This is a genomic window from Klenkia sp. PcliD-1-E, assembly GCF_024124375.1.
GTDB lineage: Bacteria > Actinomycetota > Actinomycetes > Mycobacteriales > Geodermatophilaceae > Klenkia.
In genome coordinates this window covers 22,148-39,628 of sequence record NZ_JAMXRZ010000028.1, presented here as the reverse complement: position 1 = coordinate 39,628, position 17,481 = coordinate 22,148, and the positions used below count along the sequence as shown (strand labels likewise).

General features: G+C 74.7%; 20 protein-coding genes. 10 read left to right on the top strand and 10 right to left on the bottom strand.

Going from position 1 to position 17,481, the window contains the following annotated elements:
• Positions 1 to 810: NAD(P)-dependent oxidoreductase (locus NH342_RS07920; protein WP_253013466.1), on the bottom strand; the 810-nt coding region annotated here is incomplete at its 3' end.
• An 80-nt stretch (positions 811 to 890) separates the two neighbouring features.
• Here NH342_RS07920 and NH342_RS07915 point away from each other — a divergent pair.
• Entirely contained in the window at positions 891 to 1,238 is a 348-nt protein-coding gene (locus tag NH342_RS07915) for a UBP-type zinc finger domain-containing protein (RefSeq protein WP_253013464.1), read from the top strand.
• 99 nt (positions 1,239 to 1,337) lie between these two features.
• Complete coding sequence (locus NH342_RS07910; RefSeq protein ID WP_165640209.1) at positions 1,338 to 1,487, top strand: hypothetical protein; 150 nt, start codon at positions 1,338 to 1,340, stop codon at positions 1,485 to 1,487.
• Between the two features lie 101 nt (positions 1,488 to 1,588).
• Here the strand turns inward: NH342_RS07910 and NH342_RS07905 are convergent, their stop codons facing one another.
• Together NH342_RS07905 and NH342_RS07900 are read right to left on the bottom strand one after the other, a co-directional pair.
• Positions 1,589 to 2,353, bottom strand: coding sequence for a dienelactone hydrolase family protein (locus NH342_RS07905; protein WP_253013461.1), 765 nt, complete (start codon positions 2,351 to 2,353; stop codon positions 1,589 to 1,591).
• A 29-nt stretch (positions 2,354 to 2,382) separates the two neighbouring features.
• The gene (locus NH342_RS07900) at positions 2,383 to 3,006 is read right to left on the bottom strand and encodes a DUF6518 family protein (RefSeq protein WP_253013459.1); all 624 of its coding nucleotides are present in this window, start codon (positions 3,004 to 3,006) and stop codon (positions 2,383 to 2,385) included.
• Between the two features lie 163 nt (positions 3,007 to 3,169).
• On the opposite strand from NH342_RS07900, the gene NH342_RS07895 reads away from it, so the two are divergent.
• From NH342_RS07895 to NH342_RS07870, 6 genes are all read left to right on the top strand, one after another.
• Positions 3,170 to 4,168, top strand: coding sequence for an alcohol dehydrogenase catalytic domain-containing protein (locus NH342_RS07895; protein WP_253013457.1), 999 nt, complete (start codon positions 3,170 to 3,172; stop codon positions 4,166 to 4,168).
• A 102-nt stretch (positions 4,169 to 4,270) separates the two neighbouring features.
• Positions 4,271 to 4,996: a PIG-L deacetylase family protein gene (locus NH342_RS07890; RefSeq protein WP_253013455.1), complete on the top strand. Its 726-nt coding sequence runs from the start codon at positions 4,271 to 4,273 to the stop codon at positions 4,994 to 4,996.
• Positions 4,993 to 5,682 carry a 4-carboxy-4-hydroxy-2-oxoadipate aldolase/oxaloacetate decarboxylase gene (locus NH342_RS07885; RefSeq protein ID WP_253013453.1) on the top strand — a complete coding sequence of 230 codons (690 nt, stop codon included), beginning with the start codon at positions 4,993 to 4,995 and terminating at the stop codon, positions 5,680 to 5,682. Before NH342_RS07890 ends, NH342_RS07885 begins: the two co-directional genes overlap by 4 nt.
• On the top strand, positions 5,679 to 6,383 hold the full coding sequence (locus tag NH342_RS07880; RefSeq protein WP_253013451.1) for an alpha/beta fold hydrolase: 705 nt from the start codon (positions 5,679 to 5,681) through the stop codon (positions 6,381 to 6,383). Before NH342_RS07885 ends, NH342_RS07880 begins: the two co-directional genes overlap by 4 nt.
• A gap of 12 nt (positions 6,384 to 6,395) precedes the next feature.
• Positions 6,396 to 6,671: a muconolactone Delta-isomerase family protein gene (locus NH342_RS07875; protein WP_091560499.1), complete on the top strand. Its 276-nt coding sequence runs from the start codon at positions 6,396 to 6,398 to the stop codon at positions 6,669 to 6,671.
• A complete protein-coding gene (locus tag NH342_RS07870; RefSeq protein WP_253013449.1) occupies positions 6,668 to 7,387 on the top strand; it encodes an SDR family NAD(P)-dependent oxidoreductase in 720 nt (239 codons plus the stop codon). Before NH342_RS07875 ends, NH342_RS07870 begins: the two co-directional genes overlap by 4 nt.
• Positions 7,388 to 7,497: 110 nt before the next feature.
• Here the strand turns inward: NH342_RS07870 and purU are convergent, their stop codons facing one another.
• The 7 genes from purU to NH342_RS07835 all read right to left on the bottom strand — a co-directional run bounded on the left by purU (position 7,498) and on the right by NH342_RS07835 (position 13,722).
• Positions 7,498 to 8,370, bottom strand: a complete 873-nt coding sequence (gene purU / locus NH342_RS07865; protein WP_253013447.1) for a formyltetrahydrofolate deformylase — start codon at positions 8,368 to 8,370, stop codon at positions 7,498 to 7,500.
• Positions 8,367 to 9,287: a bifunctional 5,10-methylenetetrahydrofolate dehydrogenase/5,10-methenyltetrahydrofolate cyclohydrolase gene (locus NH342_RS07860; protein ID WP_253013445.1), complete on the bottom strand. Its 921-nt coding sequence runs from the start codon at positions 9,285 to 9,287 to the stop codon at positions 8,367 to 8,369. The genes purU and NH342_RS07860 overlap by 4 nt, the downstream gene beginning before the upstream one ends.
• Positions 9,284 to 10,159, bottom strand: coding sequence for a methylenetetrahydrofolate reductase (locus tag NH342_RS07855; protein WP_253013444.1), 876 nt, complete (start codon positions 10,157 to 10,159; stop codon positions 9,284 to 9,286). The genes NH342_RS07860 and NH342_RS07855 overlap by 4 nt, the downstream gene beginning before the upstream one ends.
• Positions 10,159 to 11,520 (bottom strand): aminomethyl transferase family protein, encoded by a 1,362-nt coding sequence (locus NH342_RS07850; protein ID WP_253013443.1) that lies wholly within the window; start codon positions 11,518 to 11,520, stop codon positions 10,159 to 10,161. The genes NH342_RS07855 and NH342_RS07850 overlap by 1 nt, the downstream gene beginning before the upstream one ends.
• A gap of 123 nt (positions 11,521 to 11,643) precedes the next feature.
• Complete coding sequence (folP, locus tag NH342_RS07845) at positions 11,644 to 12,516, bottom strand: dihydropteroate synthase (protein ID WP_253013442.1); 873 nt, start codon at positions 12,514 to 12,516, stop codon at positions 11,644 to 11,646.
• Between the two features lie 5 nt (positions 12,517 to 12,521).
• Positions 12,522 to 13,379 (bottom strand): class III extradiol dioxygenase subunit beta, encoded by an 858-nt coding sequence (locus tag NH342_RS07840; RefSeq protein WP_253013440.1) that lies wholly within the window; start codon positions 13,377 to 13,379, stop codon positions 12,522 to 12,524.
• Positions 13,372 to 13,722 (bottom strand): protocatechuate 3,4-dioxygenase, encoded by a 351-nt coding sequence (locus tag NH342_RS07835; RefSeq protein WP_253013438.1) that lies wholly within the window; start codon positions 13,720 to 13,722, stop codon positions 13,372 to 13,374. Before NH342_RS07835 ends, NH342_RS07840 begins: the two co-directional genes overlap by 8 nt.
• Before the next feature lie 183 nt (positions 13,723 to 13,905).
• Between NH342_RS07835 and NH342_RS07830 the strand changes: the two genes are divergently transcribed.
• Together NH342_RS07830 and NH342_RS07825 are read left to right on the top strand one after the other, a co-directional pair.
• Positions 13,906 to 15,309 carry an aminomethyl transferase family protein gene (locus NH342_RS07830; RefSeq protein WP_253013436.1) on the top strand — a complete coding sequence of 468 codons (1,404 nt, stop codon included), beginning with the start codon at positions 13,906 to 13,908 and terminating at the stop codon, positions 15,307 to 15,309.
• A 520-nt stretch (positions 15,310 to 15,829) separates the two neighbouring features.
• On the top strand, positions 15,830 to 17,449 hold the full coding sequence (locus tag NH342_RS07825; RefSeq protein WP_253013434.1) for an HNH endonuclease signature motif containing protein: 1,620 nt from the start codon (positions 15,830 to 15,832) through the stop codon (positions 17,447 to 17,449).
• The last annotated feature ends 32 nt before the right edge of the window (positions 17,450 to 17,481 follow it).

Below are 17,481 nucleotides of genomic sequence, written 5' to 3'. Positions count from 1 at the left end.
GGCGCGGTCGGTGAGCAGCTGACCGGTCCACACCGGTTCCTCGGTCCACTCGGGCTCGATGCCGACCGCCTCGCCGACGGCGCCCAGGTAGTCGCCCCAGGTCGCCGGCTCCCCGGCCACCAGCACCGGTGTCGTCCCGCCGGGGACCGGGCCCTGCTCCGGGTCGTCGGAGGTGACGACGGCGCCCACCGCCACGTCGGCGATCATCGCGGCCAGGTCCTCGACGTGCACCCACGGCCAGCTCTTCGCCGGGTTCACGCCGCGGTCGCCGTCGACGAAGGCCTGCGGCCGCAGGGTGTTCCACGCCGACGTCGGGCCGGCCCCGGCGATCGCCGGCGGGCGGACCAGCACCGTCGTCAGGCCCTCGACCTGCGCGAGCGCCTCGTCGGCGGCGTTCTTGGTGTCGGGGTAGTCGCCGCTGCCCTCCGGCAGCAGCGGGGCGTCCTCGGCGAGGTCGCCCTGCTCCGGGGACCGGTCGTACACCCCGGCGGTGGAGACGTGCACCAGCCGCTGCACCCCGGCGTCCCGGGCGGCGCAGGCCTGCCGCGCGGTGCCCTCGACCCCGACCTCGTGCTGCGCCTCCCGCGAGGACCCCATCGGGTGCACGGTGGTGACCAGGGCGTCGGCACCACCGAGCACGTCGGCGACGTCCCCCACGTGCTCGGTGACGCCGCCCAGCTCGGGCGCGGTGCCCGGCCGGCGGACGACGGCGCGGACCTCGGCCCCCCGGTCGGCGAGTGCCCGGCACACGGCGGTGCCGACCAGACCGTTGGCACCGGTGACCACGACGACGGGGGTGGGTGAGCTCATGCCCCCACCCTGCGTCGGGAACCCCGACCCCGCAGCCCGGCGGGGTTCCGCAGGCGGGTCGGGCGCGGCAGGCTGACCCGGTGACCGACACCGGCATCGACCCCACCGTCCCGCCCACCGGCCCCGGCTGCGTCGAGTGCGAAGCGGGCTCCTCGTGGTGGCTCCACCTGCGCCGCTGCGCGCAGTGCGGGCACGTGGGGTGCTGCGACGACTCCCTCGGCAAGCACGCCACCGCGCACGCCGAGGCCACCGGCCACCCGGTCATCCAGAGCTTCGAGCCGGGCGAGGACTGGTTCTACGACTACCGGACGCAGCAAGGCTTCGAGGGTCCCGAGCTGGCGGCGCCGCACAGCCACCCGGCCGACCAGTCCGCCCCCGGACCGGCCGACCGGGTCCCGGCGGACTGGGTGGCGCGGCTGGGGCGGTGACGGCCGGTCGGGGGCGTCGTCGTCCGGGAGCGCGGGACGGCCGGGCCGTGGACTGCGGCGCTGCGGGAGGGCTGCTTCACTCCCGGCATGGTCGCCCCGATGCCCGGTCCCCTGGACCCCAGCCAGCCCATCCCCGACGACCCGGGTGAGCTGCTCCCCGACACGCCGGACACCCTGCCCCCGGCGCCGGTCGAGCCCACCCCGGAGGACCCGGGCGGCGACCCCGGCGGCGTGCCCGAGCCGGCCTGAGACCGCCCGCGACCAGGCGTCGTCGATCGTCGTCGTCCGCAGGTCGGGCACGCCGTCGGCCGGCCCGTCGACCCCGCACCTCGCGGTGATCGTCAGGGATGTCAGGCGAGGACCTCGCCGAGGAAGTCCTGCAGCGCCCGCCAGGACCGCCGGTCGGCGGTCTCCTGGTAGGCCGCACCGTGCTCGGGGGCGTCGACGCCGGGGACGGCGAAGGCGTGCAGCGCGCCGCTGTAGGTGACCACCTGCCAGTCGGGCGCGCCCGCCGTCCGCAGCTCGTCCTCGAACTCCTCGACGGCCGAGACCGGCACCATCGGGTCGTCGGCGCCGGTGAGCACCAGCAGCGGGGCGGTGATGCTGCCCGGCTCCGCGGGCGCACCGGTGTTGAGGCCGCCGTGGAAGGACACCACCCCGGCGACGTCGGCCCCGGCCCGCGCCGCCTCCAGCGCCCCGCTGCCGCCCAGGCAGTAGCCCATGACGACCACCCGCGCGGGGTCCACCCGGGGGTCGGCGCGCAGCAGCTCCAGGTTGGCCAGCACGCGCTCCCGGAACAGCGCGACGTCGCCGTAGAGCTCCCCGGCCAGCCGCTGCGACTCCCCCGCGTCGGTCGGCTGGTCGTCCTTGCCGAACACGTCGCCGGCCAGCGCGACGTGGCCCAGCCGGGCGAGCATCTGGGCGCGCACCCGCACGTGGTCGGTCATCCCGGACCAGTCGTGCAGCACCAGCACACCCGGACGGCGCCCCTCGACCCCGGCCGGCGCGGCCAGGTACGCCTCCAGCTCGGTGCCGCCGACGGTGGTCCCCACGGTGCCGGTCTCCACCTCGGCGGGGGGCACGGTGTCCAGGACGCGCTGCAGTTCAGGGGTCATGCCCGGAAGCTACGCCCGGCCCCCGGCCCTCACAGCACGGCGTGCAGGGCCAGGAAGCCCGCCGTGCCGAGGGCCAGCGCGGGTGCCAGCCAGCGCAGCACCGCGCCCCACTGCCGGCCGTGCCGCCCCAGCCCGACGAGCAGCCCCAGCCCGACCACCCCGGACACCACCGCGGAGTCCGTGTACCGCAGCACCGCGCCGAACACGACCAGGGCCTCGGTCAGCCACACCGCGACCAGCAGCCCCGCCCCGGCCCCCCGCCAACGGTCCGTCCGGGTCCACCAGGCCCACCCGGCCAGCCCCAGCACGGCGCCGCCGACGAGTCCGCCGGCGGTCCACACCAGCACCCACGGCGTGCTCGCGGCGAACCCCCGGGCCGCGGCCACCAGGTAGTAGCCCGGCACCTGCGCCGTGCAGGCCAGCACCCCGGCCAGGACGGCGACCCGCGGTGACCGCGCCCGGGCGCCGAGGACGAACGGCGCCAGCAGCCAGGGCCCGACCGCGTTCGCCAGGCCGGCCAGCGCCGTCCCGCCCAGCAGCGTCTGCGCCGGGGAGGTCAGCGCGCCGACGGCCAGCCCGACCGCGACGGCGACGAGCAGGAGGCGGACGGGGGTCGAGCCGGTCCGGGTGCGGGGCAGCAGGGCGATGGTCACGACGTCGATGGTGGGACCGGGTGCACCCCCGGCACATCGGTCCCCGGACGGATCCCGCCTCCGCCCCCCGGGCGGACCCGCCGGTCCGGGCGTGCGCCGGTGACGGCCGGGTAGGCGGGGTGCAGCGGGGCGCATGCGACGCCCCACCGACGAGGAGCGTGCGATGCGAGCAGTGCAGGTGCCGTCGGCCGGGGCCGACTTCGAGGTCGTCGAGCGGGGCCGCCCGGAGCCCGGTCGCGGGCAGGTGCTGGTGCGGGTGAGCGCCAACGGCGTGTGCCACAGCGACGCGTGGGCGCTGGGTGGCATGGCCAGCGAGTACCCGCGGGTGCCCGGCCACGAGGCCGCCGGCGTCGTCGAGGCGGTTGGCGAGGGCGTCGAGCAGTGGCAGCCCGGCACCCGGGTGGGCGTGGGCTGGTTCGGCGGCGCCTGCCACGTGTGCGACCCGTGCCGAACGGGGGACTTCATCTCCTGCCAGCGGATGGGGGTCACCGGCCTGAGCGCCGACGGCGGCTACGCCGATTACCTGGTCGCCCCCGCCGACGCGCTGGCCCGCATCCCCGACGGCCTGTCCGACACCGATGCCGCGCCGCTGATGTGCGCAGGGGTCACCACCTTCCACGGCCTGCGGGAGAGCGGCGCCCGGATCGGCGACCTGGTCGCCGTCCTCGGCCTCGGCGGCCTGGGCCACCTGGGCGTGCAGTTCGCCTCGAAGCTCGGCTTCGAGACCGTGGCCGTCGCCCGCGGCGCGGAGAAGGGCGACTTCGCCCGGCAGCTCGGCGCCCACCACTACCTGGACAGCACCGCCGTCGACGTGGGCGAGGAGCTGGGCAAGCTGGGCGGGGCGAGCGCGGTGCTGGCCACCGTCACCGACGCCGAGGCGATGGCCGCGACCGTCCCGGGCCTGGCCCCCCGCGGCCGGCTGGTGGTCCTCGGCGCCCCCGAGCAGCCGCTGACGCTGCCCGCCACCGACCTCATCTCGGCCAGCCGGGTCGTCGCCGGCCACGCCTCGGGCACCGCGAAGGACTCCGAGGACACCCTGCGGGTCGCCGCCCGCCTCGGCGTCCGGCCGATGGTCGAGACCGCCCCGCTGGAGGAGGCCGCCTCCGCCTTCGCCCGGATGATGGACGGCAAGGCCCGCTTCCGGATGGTGCTGACCACCTGAGCCGGGACGGATGACGTAGCGGGGAGGGGACGGAGGGGCGTCGGCCGCCGTCCGCTCCCCGCCTACCGTCGGGACGCCGAGCCCCGACGACCGAGGAGTCCCATGCCCGACGCAGGGTCCGTGCTGGTGGTCAGCGCGCACGCCGCCGACTTCGTCTGGCGCGCCGGAGGCGCGCTGGCCCTCTACGCCGACCGCGGCGCCGCCGTGCACGTGGTGTGCCTGAGCTTCGGCGAGCGCGGGGAGTCCCAGGGCCTGTGGAAGCGGGAGGGCATGACGCTGCAGGGGGTCAAGGACGCCCGCCGCGAGGAGTCCGGCAACGCCGCGCAGGTGCTCGGCGCCACGGTGGAGTTCCTCGACCTCGGCGACTACCCGCTGCGCGTCGACACGGCCGCCGAGGACCGGCTGGTCGGGATCCTGCGCGAGCACTCCCCCGACGTCCTGCTCACCCACGTGGCCCGGGACCCGTACAACACCGACCACGACCTCGCCCACGCCACCACCCTGCGCACCCGGATGGTCGCCCAGGCCCACGGCCACGACCGGACGACGACGCCGCTGGGTGCCGCGCAGGTGTTCCAGTACGAACCGCACCAGCCCGAGGTGTGCGGGTTCGTCCCCGACCTGCTGCTCGACGTCACCCCCGTCTGGGACCGCAAGCTCGAGGCGATGCGCTGCATGGCCGGGGGCCAGGGCCACCTGGTGGACTACTACACCGACCTCGGGGTCCGCCGCGGCGTGCAGGCCCGCCGCAACGGCGCCCCCGCCGAGGTCACCCACGCGGAGGCCTTCACCCGCACCTTCCCCTCCGTCGGGTCGGAGCTCCGGTGAGCCGGCACGTCGTCGTCCGCACCTCGAAGGGTCCCGACCCCGACGACCTCGCCGCCCTGGCGCGGTCCGGCGTGGCGACCGCGCACGAGGCGGCCGGGCGCACCGGCCTGGTGGGGCCCGAGCTGCGGCCCATCTACCCCGGCGCCCGGATCGCCGGCCGCGCGGTCACCGTGCTCTCCCACCCCGGGGACAACCTGATGGTGCACGCCTGCATCGAGCAGTGCCGGGCCGGCGACGTGCTGGTCATCGCCACCACCTCGCGCAGCACCGACGGCATGTTCGGCGAGCTGTTCGCCACCCAGCTGCAGGCCCGGGGCGTGCTGGGCCTGGTCACCGACGCGGGCGTCCGCGACGTCGCCGAGCTGACCGCGATGGGCTTCCCCGTGTGGTCCCGCGCGGTGCACGCCCAGGGCACCGCCAAGGCCGTGCCCGGCTCGGTCAACGTGCCGGTCGTCGTCGCGGGCCGGCTGATCACGCCCGGGGACGCCGTGGTCGCCGACGACGACGGCGTGATGTGCGTGCCGCGGGCCGACGTCCCCGCCGTGGTGGCCGCCGCGGCGAAGCGCGAGGCGAACGAGGAGGCCAAGCGCGAGCAGTTCCGGAGCGGGGTGCTGGGCCTGGACCTCTACGACCTGCGCCCCACCCTGGAACGGCTCGGGGTCACCTACGTGGACGGCGACGCGTGAGCACGTTCGTCCTGGTGCACGGGGCCTGGCACGGCGGGTGGTGCTGGGACCGGGTGGCCCAGCCGCTGCGCGCCGCCGGGCACGCCGTGCTCGCCCCCACCCTCACCGGCCTGTCGGAGCGGGCACACCTGCTCACCCCGATGGTCGGGCTCGACACCCACGTCGAGGACGTCGTCCGGCTGGTGGAGACCCTCGACCTGCGCGACGTCGTGCTGGTCGGGCACAGCTACGCCGGGCAGGTGGTCACCGCGGTCGCCGACCGGGTCCCCGACCGCATCGCGCTGCGGGTGCACCTGGACGCCTTCGTCGGCGAGGACGGCGAGTGCGCCCGCGACCTGCTCCCCGACACCGTCGCGCACCACTGGGCGGAGTCGGCCGAGCAGCAGGGCTTCGGCTGGCTGGTCGCCGTCCGCAAGCTCTCGGTCCTCGGGGTGACCGAGCAGGCCGACGTCGACTGGCTGACCCCCAAGCTCACCCCGCACCCGTGGAGGACCTACCTGGACCCGCTCCGGCTGACCGGCGCCGTCGACGCCGTGCCCGCGGCGTTCGTGGAGTGCACCGACTGGATGCGCGTGTTCGCCGGCCAGGCCGACCGGGCCCGCGCGAAGGGCTGGCCGGTGCACGAGATCGCCACCGGCCACGAGGCGATGGTCACCGCCCCCGACGAGCTCGCCGCCCTGCTCGACCGACTCGCACCCTGAAACGGAGAGACCGTGGAGTTCCTGGTCCGCACCGAGAACCTGCTGCCCGCCGACACCCCCGACGACGTCCGGGAGTCCCTGCGCGCCGGTGAGCGCGCCCGCGCCCAGGAGCTGCGCGACGCCGGCGTCCTGAAGCGTCTGTGGCGGGTGCCCGGCCGCAACGCCACCGTCGGGCTCTACGAGGCCGCCGACCCGGCGGAGCTGCACGACGCGCTGGTGTCGCTGCCGATGTGGAAGCACATGGACGTGCGCGTGGAGGCGCTGGCCACCCACCCGCAGGAGCGGTGAGCACCCCGCGGGTCGCCGTCGTCACCGGCGCGGCCGGCGGCATCGGCGCGGACATCGCCGCCCGGCTGGTCGCCGACGGGTTCACCGTCGCGGGCCTGGACGTCGCCGCCCCCGGGGACGTCGACGGGGTCACCTGGTGGGCCTGCGACGTCAGCGACCCCGACGCCGTCCGGGCCGTGGTCGCCGAGGTGGTGGACCGGTTCGGCGGGGTGGACGTGCTGGTCAACGACGCCGGGCTGCTCTCGGGTCGGGCCAGCTTCCTGGAGGCCACGCCCGAGCAGCTGCACCGCTACTTCGACGTCAACGCGGTGGGCACCCTGCTGATGACCCAGGCCTGCTTCCCGCACCTGCGCGACGCCCAAGACCGCGGCCGGGTGGTGAACCTGGGCAGCCGGACCTTCTTCACCGGCGCCCCCGGCCAGCTGGCCTACGTGGCCAGCAAGGGCGCCGTCCTCGGCATGACCCGGGTGCTGGCCCGCGAGCTGGGCGAGCACCGGATCACCGTGAACGCCGTCGTCCCCGCGCAGGTGGAGACCCCGGGCACCCGGGCGCACTCCGGGCCGGAGGTCTTCGCCCGCACCCGCGCGCAGCAGGCCATCGACGAGCCGGTCACCGGCGTCGAGGTGGCCGGCCTGGTGTCCTACCTGGCCGGCCCCGACGGCCGGCTCACCACCGGCCAGACCCTGGTCGTGGACGGCGGCGGCCTGTTGCACTGAGGGCGGCCGCCCCCTGCCCGCCGTTGATCATCGCCATCGGAAGCTCGGACACGCTGTGCGCCGGCGTGTCCCAGCTGCACCTCACGATGATCACCTGCGAGGAGGGGGCCTCAGGCGAAGACCACCGTCCGGTTGCCCACCACCGCGATGCGGGTCTCGGTGTGCCACCGGACGGCGCGCGCCAGCGCCCGGCTCTCCGCCTCCCGGCCGCGGGCGGCGAGGTCGTCGGGGCTGTAGGAGTGGTCCACCCGGATGAGCTCCTGCTCGATGATCGGGCCCTCGTCGAGGTCGGCGGTCACGTAGTGCGCCGTCGCGCCGATGACCTTCACGCCGCGTGCGTGCGCCTGGTGGTAGGGCCGGGCGCCCTTGAAGCTGGGCAGCATCGAGTGGTGGATGTTGATCGCCCGGCCCGCCAGCGCCCGGCACAGGCCGTCGCTGAGGATCTGCATGTAGCGGGCCAGCACGACCAGCTCGACCCCCTCGGCCTCGACCAGCTCCAGCAGCTGCGCCTCGGCGTCGGCCTTGGTGTCGGGGGTGACCGGGATGTGCACGAACCGCACGCCGTAGCTGTCGGCGACCCGGCCCAGGTCGGGGTGGTTGGAGACCACGGCGACGACGTCCATCGACAGCTCGCCGACCGAGGCGCGGAACAGCAGGTCCACCAGGCAGTGCGCGAACTTGCTGACCATGATCACCACGCGCGGCCGGTGGCTGCGGTCGGCGACGGTCCAGGTCATCCCGAACTGCTCCGCGACCGGCGCGACGGCGGCGCGGACGGCGTCGAGGTCCAGCGGGCTGCCGTCGGCGTGCGCGAACTCCACCCGCATGAAGAACTCGCCGGTGGTGGAGCTGCCGAACTGACCGCTCTGCACGATCGTGCAGGACTGGTCGACCAGGACGCCGGTGACGGCGTGCACGATGCCGGGGGCGTCGGGGCAGTGCAGCAGCAGCACGCCGTGCTGGGCGTCGGCGGGCGGGGTCATGGCACCTCCACGGGGGTGCGGGCCTCGGCGGCGAGCCGGGCCGCGCGGACGGTGGTGCGCAGCAGCCAGACGTCGGTGACCGGCCCGACGCCGCCGGGCACCGGGGTGATCGCCCGGACGCGCGGCGCGACCGAGTCGGCGTCGACGTCCCCGACCATGTGCACGGTGCCGTCGGGAGCGGTGCGCGGGTTGATGCCGACGTCGATGACGACGGCGCCCTCGCTGACGTGCTCGGCCTTGATCAGGCCGGCCTTCCCGGCGGCGACCACCAGGACGTCGGCCCAACGGGTGTGCCGGCCGATGCCGGTGGTGCGGTCGGCCCACTCGTCGACCGACTGCACGGTGGCCTGCCGCTCGTAGCCCAGGCTGATCGCCGGTTTGCCGACGTTGTTGGACCGGCCGACGACGACGATGTTCGCCCGGTGGTAGAACGCCGCCCGGTCCTCCCCCACCGAGTCCAGCCAGGTGTCGAGCAGGTGGAACACCGAGGCGGCGGTCGAGGGCACGAACCGGGGCACGCCGAGCGCCAGCAGGCCGGCGTTCTCCGGGTGCACGCACTCGACGTCCTTGAGCGGGTCGATCGCGCGGAACACCCGCGCCTCGTCGATGCCCGGCGGCAGCGGCCGGAGCACGAGGATCCCCGACACCGCCGGGTCGGCGTCCAGCAGCTCGACCTCGGCCAGCACCTCGGCCTCCGACGCCGTCGCGGGCAGCGCGCGGTGCAGGTAGGGCACCCCGAGCTCGTCGGCCAGCCGCCGCAGACGCCGCTGGTAGGCCCCGGCGCTGTACTCCTCGCCGACCGCCAGGGTGGCCAGGCCGATGCCGACGCCGTCCGCCCGGGCCGCGGCGACCTCACCGACCAGCTGCTCCTTCAGCTGCCGGGCACAGGCCCGGCCGTCGATGACCTGCGCGGTCATGTCAGCCGGGCCAGCCACCGCTGCCGCCAGGCCTCGGTGGTGTCGAGCTCGTTGAAGGTGAACACGTGCAGCCCGTGCAGTCCGTTGTCGGCGCGGCCGAAGGCCGGGGTCAGCCGCTGGATGAGCTTGTCGGGGCTGTAGCCGCCGGGCAGGAAGAACCGCCAGAACATGTTCTGCTGCTTCTTCAGGAACCGGGCGGACTGCCCCAGCCCCAGGCCGGCGGAGACCCGGATCAGCTTCTGCCGGCTGATCGCGCCGGGGATGCCGACCCGGATGGGCAGGGTGACCCCGCGGGCCTGCACGGTGCGCGCCCAGTCGACGGTGGTGCCGGCGTCGAAGCACAGCTGGGTGATGACCTGGGTGGCGTGCTCGGCCTTGGCCTCCAGCGCCCGCTCGATGAGCTCGGCGGCGATGCTGCCGTGGCCCTCGGGGTAGCCGCCGATGCCGACCGTCGAGAACGGGCGGCCCATCTCGTCGAGGGCCTCCAGCAGGCCGAGGGCGTCCACGAAGTCACCGGCCGGCTCGGCGGCGTCGCCGCCGATCACGAACACCCGGTCCACGCCGGCACCGGTCAGCTGGGCGACCAGGTCGGCCAGGTGGGCGCGGTCGCGGACCAGGCGGGCGGCAAGGTGCGGCGCCGCCCGGTAGCCCGCGCCGGTGAGCCGCACGGCCAGGTCCACGGTGGGCCCGAGCCCCTTGGCCTCGGTCGTGGTGACGGTCAGGGCGACGTCGGTGGGGACGTCGGCCAGGACCTTCTCCTCCGCCGTCTTGAAGGGCAGCACCTCGTAGGTGGCGTCCCGCAGCGCGGCGACCAGCTCGGCCCGGCCGGGACGGCTGGACGGGGCGCGACGGGAGCTGTCGACCACGGCCATCACCGGTCCCGGTAGCTGCTGCGGGCGAACTGCACGTAGGGGGCGGGGGCGACCGTCGCGCGGATCTCCACCACCCGGTGCTCCTCGACCTGCGGCTTGCGCGAGGTGGGCTGCTCGCCCCAGCGGACGACGACCTCGGTGCCGGGCTCGGCGTGCTCCTTGTCCAGGGTCGCCAGGGAGGCCATGACCCGCTCGTTGGCGATGTAGCCGCAGTCCAGGGACACCCCGACCTGCCGGCCGTCGCGCAGCACCTGGTCCTCCTGGTGCAGGGCGTAGCGGATCTTGGGCAGGTCCATGTACTTGGCGCCGGGGCCCGGCTGCATCATCGAGGCCATCGCGGCGGCGACGTCGTCGGCGTCCCACACCAGCGTGACCTTGCGCCGGGGCGGGTCGACGGCGAGGGCCTCCAGGGCTTCCCGGCCGACGAAGTCGTGGTCGAACTTGACGTTGCGGTCGTAGCCGATGTCGTAGGGGGTCAGGTAGTAGTCGCTGATCTCGTCGGAGTCGACGCTGCCGCCGATCGCGCCGATCGCGGTGGCGGGCAGCCACTCGCGGTACTCCTGCATCAGCGGGTGGTCGCCGAACACGGCCGGGATCGGGGCGGGCACCCAGCCCGACTCCAGGTTGGCGGTGGAGTAGGCCTTCGCGCCGGCCCGGACCAGGCCGTGGTCGGCCCCGGCGTCCAGCAGCGCCTGCAGCACCTTCTCGCCCTCGGCCCACGGGCCGAACAGCTCGAAGCCGGGCTGGCCGGCCATGCCGTGCCGCAGCCCGCGCACCGTCGTCCCGGCGATGGTGAAGGTGGCCATGTGGAAGAACTTGGTCTCCGGCAGCGGCTGCCCGGTGGCCTGCTCCAGGACGGCGGCCGCCGTCGGTCCCTGCAGCTCGTAGCGGTAGAGCCGGGGCGGGCCGTCGGTGCGGACGGCGGAGTTGTCGTCGCGCTCGGCGGTGACGTCGTGCTCTCCGCGCTGCAGGTGGAACAGCACCCAGTCGATGACCATGGGGTGCCCGACCAGGTCGAAGACCTCCTCCTCGAGGTGGAAGAGGATCGCGTCGCCGATCAGCTGGCCGTCGGGGTTGACCGCCACGAACTGCTTGGCCTTGTCCACGCCGAAGCCCTCGAAGGTGTTGACCGCCAGGCCGCGCAGCAGCTCGAGCGCGCCGGGGCCGGAGAGGAACAGGTCGGTCATGTGGTGTGACTGGTCCAGCAGCGCGCACGTCTCCGCCCACGCCCGCTGCTCGGAGCGCCAGTTGGTGAACTCCGGGGCGACCGGGAAGGTCATGGCGCGGGCGGCGGAGTGCCGCAGCAGCTCGACCGGGGAGCCGGCGCGGGCGATCGCGTCGGCCAGGGACTCGGCGGTCATCGGGGTCCTTCCTCGCAGGAGGTGCCAGCGCGCACCGCTGACCTGCCTCGACGCTAGGTGGGCCGCCGTCCCCGGCAGATCGCCCGCTTGACCGGACCCGGGTGCGCAGCCGTCGTGGCCGACCTAGGGCAAGTGACGTAGCGGCGGGGCCAGCGGTTGCCGTGGGGGCCGTGCGGCGTCCAGCACTCGCAAGGCCTGCACCGAACCCTCGACGTCGTGCACCCGCACGCCCCACGCGCCGGCCTGGGCGGCGAGCACGGTGGTCACGGCGGTGGCGCCGTCCCGGTCGGTGGCCGGGCGCCGCTCGCCGTCCCGCACCACCCCGGCCAGGAACCGCTTGCGCGACGCCCCGACCAGGACGGGCAGCCCGGTGGCGACCAGGACGTCGAGCCCGCGCAGCAGCCGCCAGTTGTGGTCGGCGGTCTTCGCGAAGCCCAGGCCGGGGTCCAGCACCAGCTGCCGGGGGTCGACGCCGGCACCTGTCCAGCGGTCGACCAGGGCGAGCAGGTCGGAGCGCACCTCGGCGACGACGTCGGCGTAGTGCGCCCGGGTGTCCATGTCGTGGCTGGGGCCGCGGCCGTGGGTCAGCACCCAGGTCGCGCCGGACCCCGCCAGCACCCCGGCCATCGCGGGGTCGGCGAGGCCGCCGCTGACGTCGTTGACCACGACGGCGCCGCGGTCGAGCGCGGCCCGGGCCACCGACGCCCGGGTGGTGTCGACGCTGACCGGCACGCCTTGGCCGGCCAGGGCGGCGACGACGGGCAGCACCCGGGCGAGCTCGACGTCCTCGGGCACCCGGCCGGCACCGGGCCGGGTGGACTCCCCGCCCACGTCGACCCACGCCGCACCCTCGGCGTGCAGCACCAGCCCGTGCTCGACGGCGGCCCCGGTGCGGTCGTACCGGCCACCGTCGGAGAAGGAGTCCGGCGTGACGTTGACGACGCCCATCACCCGGCAGGTGCCCACCGCGGACGGGCGTACCGCGGCGGCGGTCACCGTGCTCAGGCCTGGACGGGGGCCCGGTTGTCGAACAGCGCGAGGCCGGCGGCGGTGTTCGAGGCGGGTACGTGGTAGGCGGTGTGCACCTTGGTGACCTGCGCGTTCATCGCCCCGCGCATGACCAGCCACATGATCAGCTCGATGCCCTCCGAGCCGGCCTCGCGGATGTAGTCCTCGCGGGTCAGCGCGGCCAGCGTGGCCGGGTCGCGCTCGATGGCGTCCAGGAACATGTGGTCGAACTCGGGGTTGATGAACCCGGCGCGGGTGCCGGCGAGCTGGTGGGACATTCCGCCGGTGCCGAGGATGCCGACCGTGATGTCCTCGGGGTAGCTGGCCAGCGCCCGGCCCAGCGCCTGGCCCAGGGCGTAGCAGCGGGCCGCGGTGGGCTGCGGGTAGCTGATCACGTTGACCATCAGCGGGATGACCGGGCACGGCCACGCGTCGCCCGGGTCCGGCGTCCACACCGACAGCGGCACCGTGAAGCCGTGGTCGACGTCCAGCTCGCGGAAGACGGTCATGTCGAACCCGTCGTCGACCAGGCTCTGCAGCAGGTGGAAGGACAGCTCGGGGTGCCCGACGACGTCGGGCACGGCGCGCCGTCCGAACCCCTCGTCGGCGACCGCGTAGCGGTCGGCCACCCCGATGCCGAAGGTGGGCACGATGTCGAGGTCCACGCCGTTGGCGTGGTCGTTGTAGACCAGGACGGCGACGTCGGGCGTGCGGTCGGCCAGCCACTCCCGCGCCGGCTGGTAGCCGGCGAAGAGCTTGGACCACACCGGGTCCTCGTGCAGGCCGCGGTCCATGGCCGCGCCGATCGACGGCACGTGCGAGGTGCCCAGACCCCAGATGACCTCAGACATCGGTACGCCCCCCGGCGAGCATGGCGGCCTTGAAGTCCGCCTCGGACATCCCGGTGAACACCCCACCGAGGTACTGCATGGACAGCCCGTCCATCATGGCCAGCTTGTAGACGTAGAAGATGCTGCCGCCCAGGTCGAGCATCGCCTGCCAGTCGCGCTCCAGCACCGCCGTCGTCTGCTCCTGCGCCAGCCCGAACCGCTCGCAGTACGCGCGCTCGTCGGCCAGGAACTCCTCGCGGGCCTGCGCCCGCGTCAGCGACATGAACATCTTGTTCATCCGGTGTCCGCGCCGGCTCGTGGGGCCGTCGAAGACGTACGTCGGTGAGGGCTGCGGACTGGTCACACCGCGACGCTAGGCCGCAGCCGGGCGCGCGCGCACCGCGCGGCTGTCCCGACCCGGGCTACGTCGAATGACCGGGGCGCAGGTGTCGCATCCGACGCCGGGGTGCCGCCATTCCACGGTCCCGGCGCCGGTCCGGCGTCCCTAGGGTCGAGACGACGACCCAGCGACCAGAACGGGCAGGACATGACCGCCAAGAACCTGCAGGACGTGCTCGACCAGTCGGGCAGCACGGTGGACCTGCTGCGCAACTCGCAGCTGGGCACCTACATCTACCCCGTCGTCCCGTCGGAGTTCACCAACTTCCGGCGCGAGGTCAAGGCGTGGCAGCAGACCGCGGTGCTGTTCGACCAGTCCCACCACATGACCAACCTGTGGGTCTCCGGCGCCGACGCGCTCAAGCTGTTCACCGACACCGGCATCAACTCCACGGCGAGCTTCGCCGTCGACTCGGCCAAGCAGTTCGTCCCGGTGGCCCCGAACGGCGGCGTGATCGGCGACGGCATCCTGTTCCGCCTGGCCGAGGACGAGTTCGTCTACGTCGGCCGGGCGCCGGTGGCCAACTGGCTGATGTTCCAGGCCGAGACCGGTGGCTACGACGTCGACGTCCGCAACGACCCCCGGTCGCCGTCCCGCCCCTACGGCAAGCAGGTCACCCGCGACGTGTGGCGCTTCCAGATCCAGGGCCCCCGCGCGTGGGAGGTCATCGAGAAGGTCAACGGCGGCACGGTCGACAAGGTCAAGTTCTTCCGGATGGGCACCATGACCATCGCAGGCGAGGAGATCCGCACCCTCCGCCACGGCATGGCCGGTGCGCCCGGCCTGGAGATCTGGGGCCCGTACGCCAGCTACGACAAGGTCCGCGAGGCCATCCTGGACGCCGGCGCCGAGTTCGGTCTGGAGCCCGCCGGCGCGCGGGCCTACAGCTGCAACACCCTGGAGTCGGGCTGGATCCCCTCGCCGCTGCCGGCCATCTACGACGGCGAGGAGCTGCGGGCCTACCGCGAGTGGCTGCCCGCCCAGGGTTACGAGGCGACCAACGCGCTGGCCGGCAGCTTCGTCTCCGCCGACATCGCCGACTACTACACCAACCCCTGGGAGCTGGGGTACGGCAGCTTCGTGAAGTTCGACCACGACTTCATCGGCCGCGACGCCCTGGAGGCCATCCACCCCGCGACCCAGCGCCGCAAGGTCACCCTGGCGTGGAACGCCGACGACGTCGCCGAGCTGCTGGCCTCCCCCGTACGGCCGGGCCCCGGTTACCAGTTCTTCGACCTGCCCAACGCCAACTACGGCTCGTCGAACTTCGACTCCGTGCTCGACGCCGACGGCACCGTCGTCGGCGTCTCGATGTTCACCGGCTACAGCGCCAACGAGCGCACCGCGCTGTCGCTGGCCACCGTCGCCCCCGACGTCCCGCTGGGCGCCGAGGTGACCGTGGTGTGGGGCGAGCCGGACGGCGGCTCGGGCAAGACCACCGTCGAGCCGCACGAGCAGTTCAAGGTGCGGGCGATCGTCAGCCCGACGCCGTACGCAGCCATGGCGCGGGAGACCTACCAGCAGGGCTGGCGCACCTCCGCCACCAGCTGAGCCCCGCCGACGACGGCCGGTCCCCTCGCGGGGCCGGCCGTCGCCGTGTCCGTGTCGACCCGCTCTGCGGAGCTGGGCCGGCCGCCGCCCTCGTCCGCCTGCCCGCAGGCGTGCCCCACCCTGGTGATCGGCCGGCGGGACCGTGGAGCTGGTCGCCCGCATCGGCACGCCCTTCACCCCCCACCGCCCGGACGCCGGCTGTCCGCGTCCACCTCCCGACCCGGGTCGGCCGCAGCGACAGCTGCCCGGTCGACCTCCCGACCGGGCTCCCGACGACGGCAGGTGCTGGCGTTCCCTGCGGACCACCGGCCGGCGGGGCCGGCACGGCTTGCAGGCGCGTCGTACCCACTCGTGCAGCGTCTCGGCGGCCGAGCGATGGCCGCCCCCGGAAGCAGGCGGACACGACTCCACCTGACCACCAGCGGGCACCCGCAGTGACGGTCATCTGACGGCAAGTTGCCTGCTCAGCGGCTCGTCGAACGGCCCGGAAATGTCGTACCCCTCCCCTACCGTGCAGGTCATGGAGCGGGAGGCGGAGTTCGGGGTGGCGCTGGCGGTGGCCGTCGTCGACCGCTCCCGTGCCCGCGGTCCAGAGAGCCCTCGGTTGTCCGAGGTCCTCGACCCCGCCTGGCTCGACGACGCGGCCTGCGCGTCCGAGATGCAGGCCGTGGCGGCGATGCGGGCTCGGCTGGACGCCTACGAGATCGGCGTCGTCGCCCGGCTGGCCGACCTGCGCCCCGACGTCTGGCAGGACGCGGACGACCCCGGGCACGGCGCCGACGGCTGGACCGCGCAGCGCGAGTTCTGCGGCGTCAGCGAGTTCTTCGTCGACGAGGTCGCCCTGGTCCTGGGCATCTCCCGCACGCGCGCCCACACCGTCGCGAACACGGCTCTCGTCCTGGTCCACCAGCTGCCCGCCACCTGGCACGCGCTGGCCGACGGCCTCATCGACCTGCCGCGCGCGCGAGCGCTCGTCACCGTCCTGGGCTGGCAGCAGCCCGACGTCTCCGCCGAGGTCATCGGCGCAGTCGAGGCGGAAGCCCTGGCCTGGGCCATCTCGGGCGAGGGTCCCTACCGCCTGCAGAACCGCACGGCCGCGCTGCTGCTGGAGCACGACGCCGCGGCCGCCGACCGCGCCCGCAAGGAGGCCGCCCGGACCACCGACGTCACGCTGCAGGGCCGTCGCGACGGGCTGACCGACCTCACGATCACCCTGGAACCCGACGTGGCCGCCGCCTGCCGCGATGCCACCGACCGCTACGCCCGCATGTGGAAGGCCGACGGCGACGACCGCCCCGTCGGTCAGCTCCGCACCCTCGTCGCCGCCGACCTCCTGCTCCGGGCCTGGGACACCAGTCGTCCCCCGGTGACCGCGCACATCACCATCCACGCCCCGCTCCCCTCCCTGCGCCCACCGAGCTGCACGCCCGCCCGGGAGCCGGCGGAACCAGGAGCGGTGGACGAGGGTGTCGAACGCTGCGGGACCGTCGGCGGTCAACCGGTCACGTCGGCCCACCTGCGCGAGCTGCTCCGCCGTTGGACCGACGCCGGCCTCGACGGTCTGCATGCGCCGGAGGGTGGCTCGCTGGACATCGCCCTCACCGATCCCGGCACTGGTGAGCTGCGCGCGGTCGTCACCGAACCCGAGCTCCGCCGCGCCGCCCGGCGGCCCTGCCCGCTGCACCACGCTGACCCCGCCGGGTGCGGCTGCCCCGCGCTCGACCGGCCGCCACCCACCGCGGCCTACCGCCCGACGGCCGCTCAACGCAGGTTCGTCGCCGCCCGGGACCGCGGCTGTCGCCACCCGGGGTGCAGCCGGCCCGCCATCTGGACCGACCTGGACCACGTCACCGCGCACGACGCCGGCGGCCCGACGGACTGCGCGAACCTCTGCACGCTGTGCCGGCGCCACCACCGCCTCAAGACCCACGCCCCCGGCTGGCGGTTCGCCATGACCGGTGACGGGATGCTGTCGGTGACCACCCCGTCCGGGGTCACCCGCACCACCCGACCGCCCGGCACCGGTCCCGGCCTCACCCGCCTCGACCAGCTCCTGCACCCCGACGAGGAGACCGCGGAGCTCGACCTCGAGGCGACGACCTCGACACCCGACCCCGACGAGGACCCACCGCCCTTCTGACGAGCAGGAGTCGGCGAGGCCAGCCCGGGCAG

Coding starts and splice junctions, on each gene's coding strand:
- purU (WP_253013447.1), bottom strand. CDS start 8,370: ATGACCCCGCCCGCCGACGCCCAGCACGGCGTGCTGCTGCTGCACTGC.
- NH342_RS07850 (WP_253013443.1), bottom strand. CDS start 11,520: ATGACCGCCGAGTCCCTGGCCGACGCGATCGCCCGCGCCGGCTCCCCG.
- NH342_RS07890 (WP_253013455.1), top strand. CDS start 4,271: ATGCCCGACGCAGGGTCCGTGCTGGTGGTCAGCGCGCACGCCGCCGAC.
- NH342_RS07840 (WP_253013440.1), bottom strand. CDS start 13,379: ATGTCTGAGGTCATCTGGGGTCTGGGCACCTCGCACGTGCCGTCGATC.
- NH342_RS07860 (WP_253013445.1), bottom strand. CDS start 9,287: ATGACCGCGCAGGTCATCGACGGCCGGGCCTGTGCCCGGCAGCTGAAG.
- NH342_RS07830 (WP_253013436.1), top strand. CDS start 13,906: ATGACCGCCAAGAACCTGCAGGACGTGCTCGACCAGTCGGGCAGCACG.
- NH342_RS07855 (WP_253013444.1), bottom strand. CDS start 10,159: ATGGCCGTGGTCGACAGCTCCCGTCGCGCCCCGTCCAGCCGTCCCGGC.
- NH342_RS07895 (WP_253013457.1), top strand. CDS start 3,170: ATGCGAGCAGTGCAGGTGCCGTCGGCCGGGGCCGACTTCGAGGTCGTC.
- NH342_RS07905 (WP_253013461.1), bottom strand. CDS start 2,353: ATGACCCCTGAACTGCAGCGCGTCCTGGACACCGTGCCCCCCGCCGAG.
- NH342_RS07825 (WP_253013434.1), top strand. CDS start 15,830: ATGGAGCGGGAGGCGGAGTTCGGGGTGGCGCTGGCGGTGGCCGTCGTC.
- NH342_RS07910 (WP_165640209.1), top strand. CDS start 1,338: ATGCCCGGTCCCCTGGACCCCAGCCAGCCCATCCCCGACGACCCGGGT.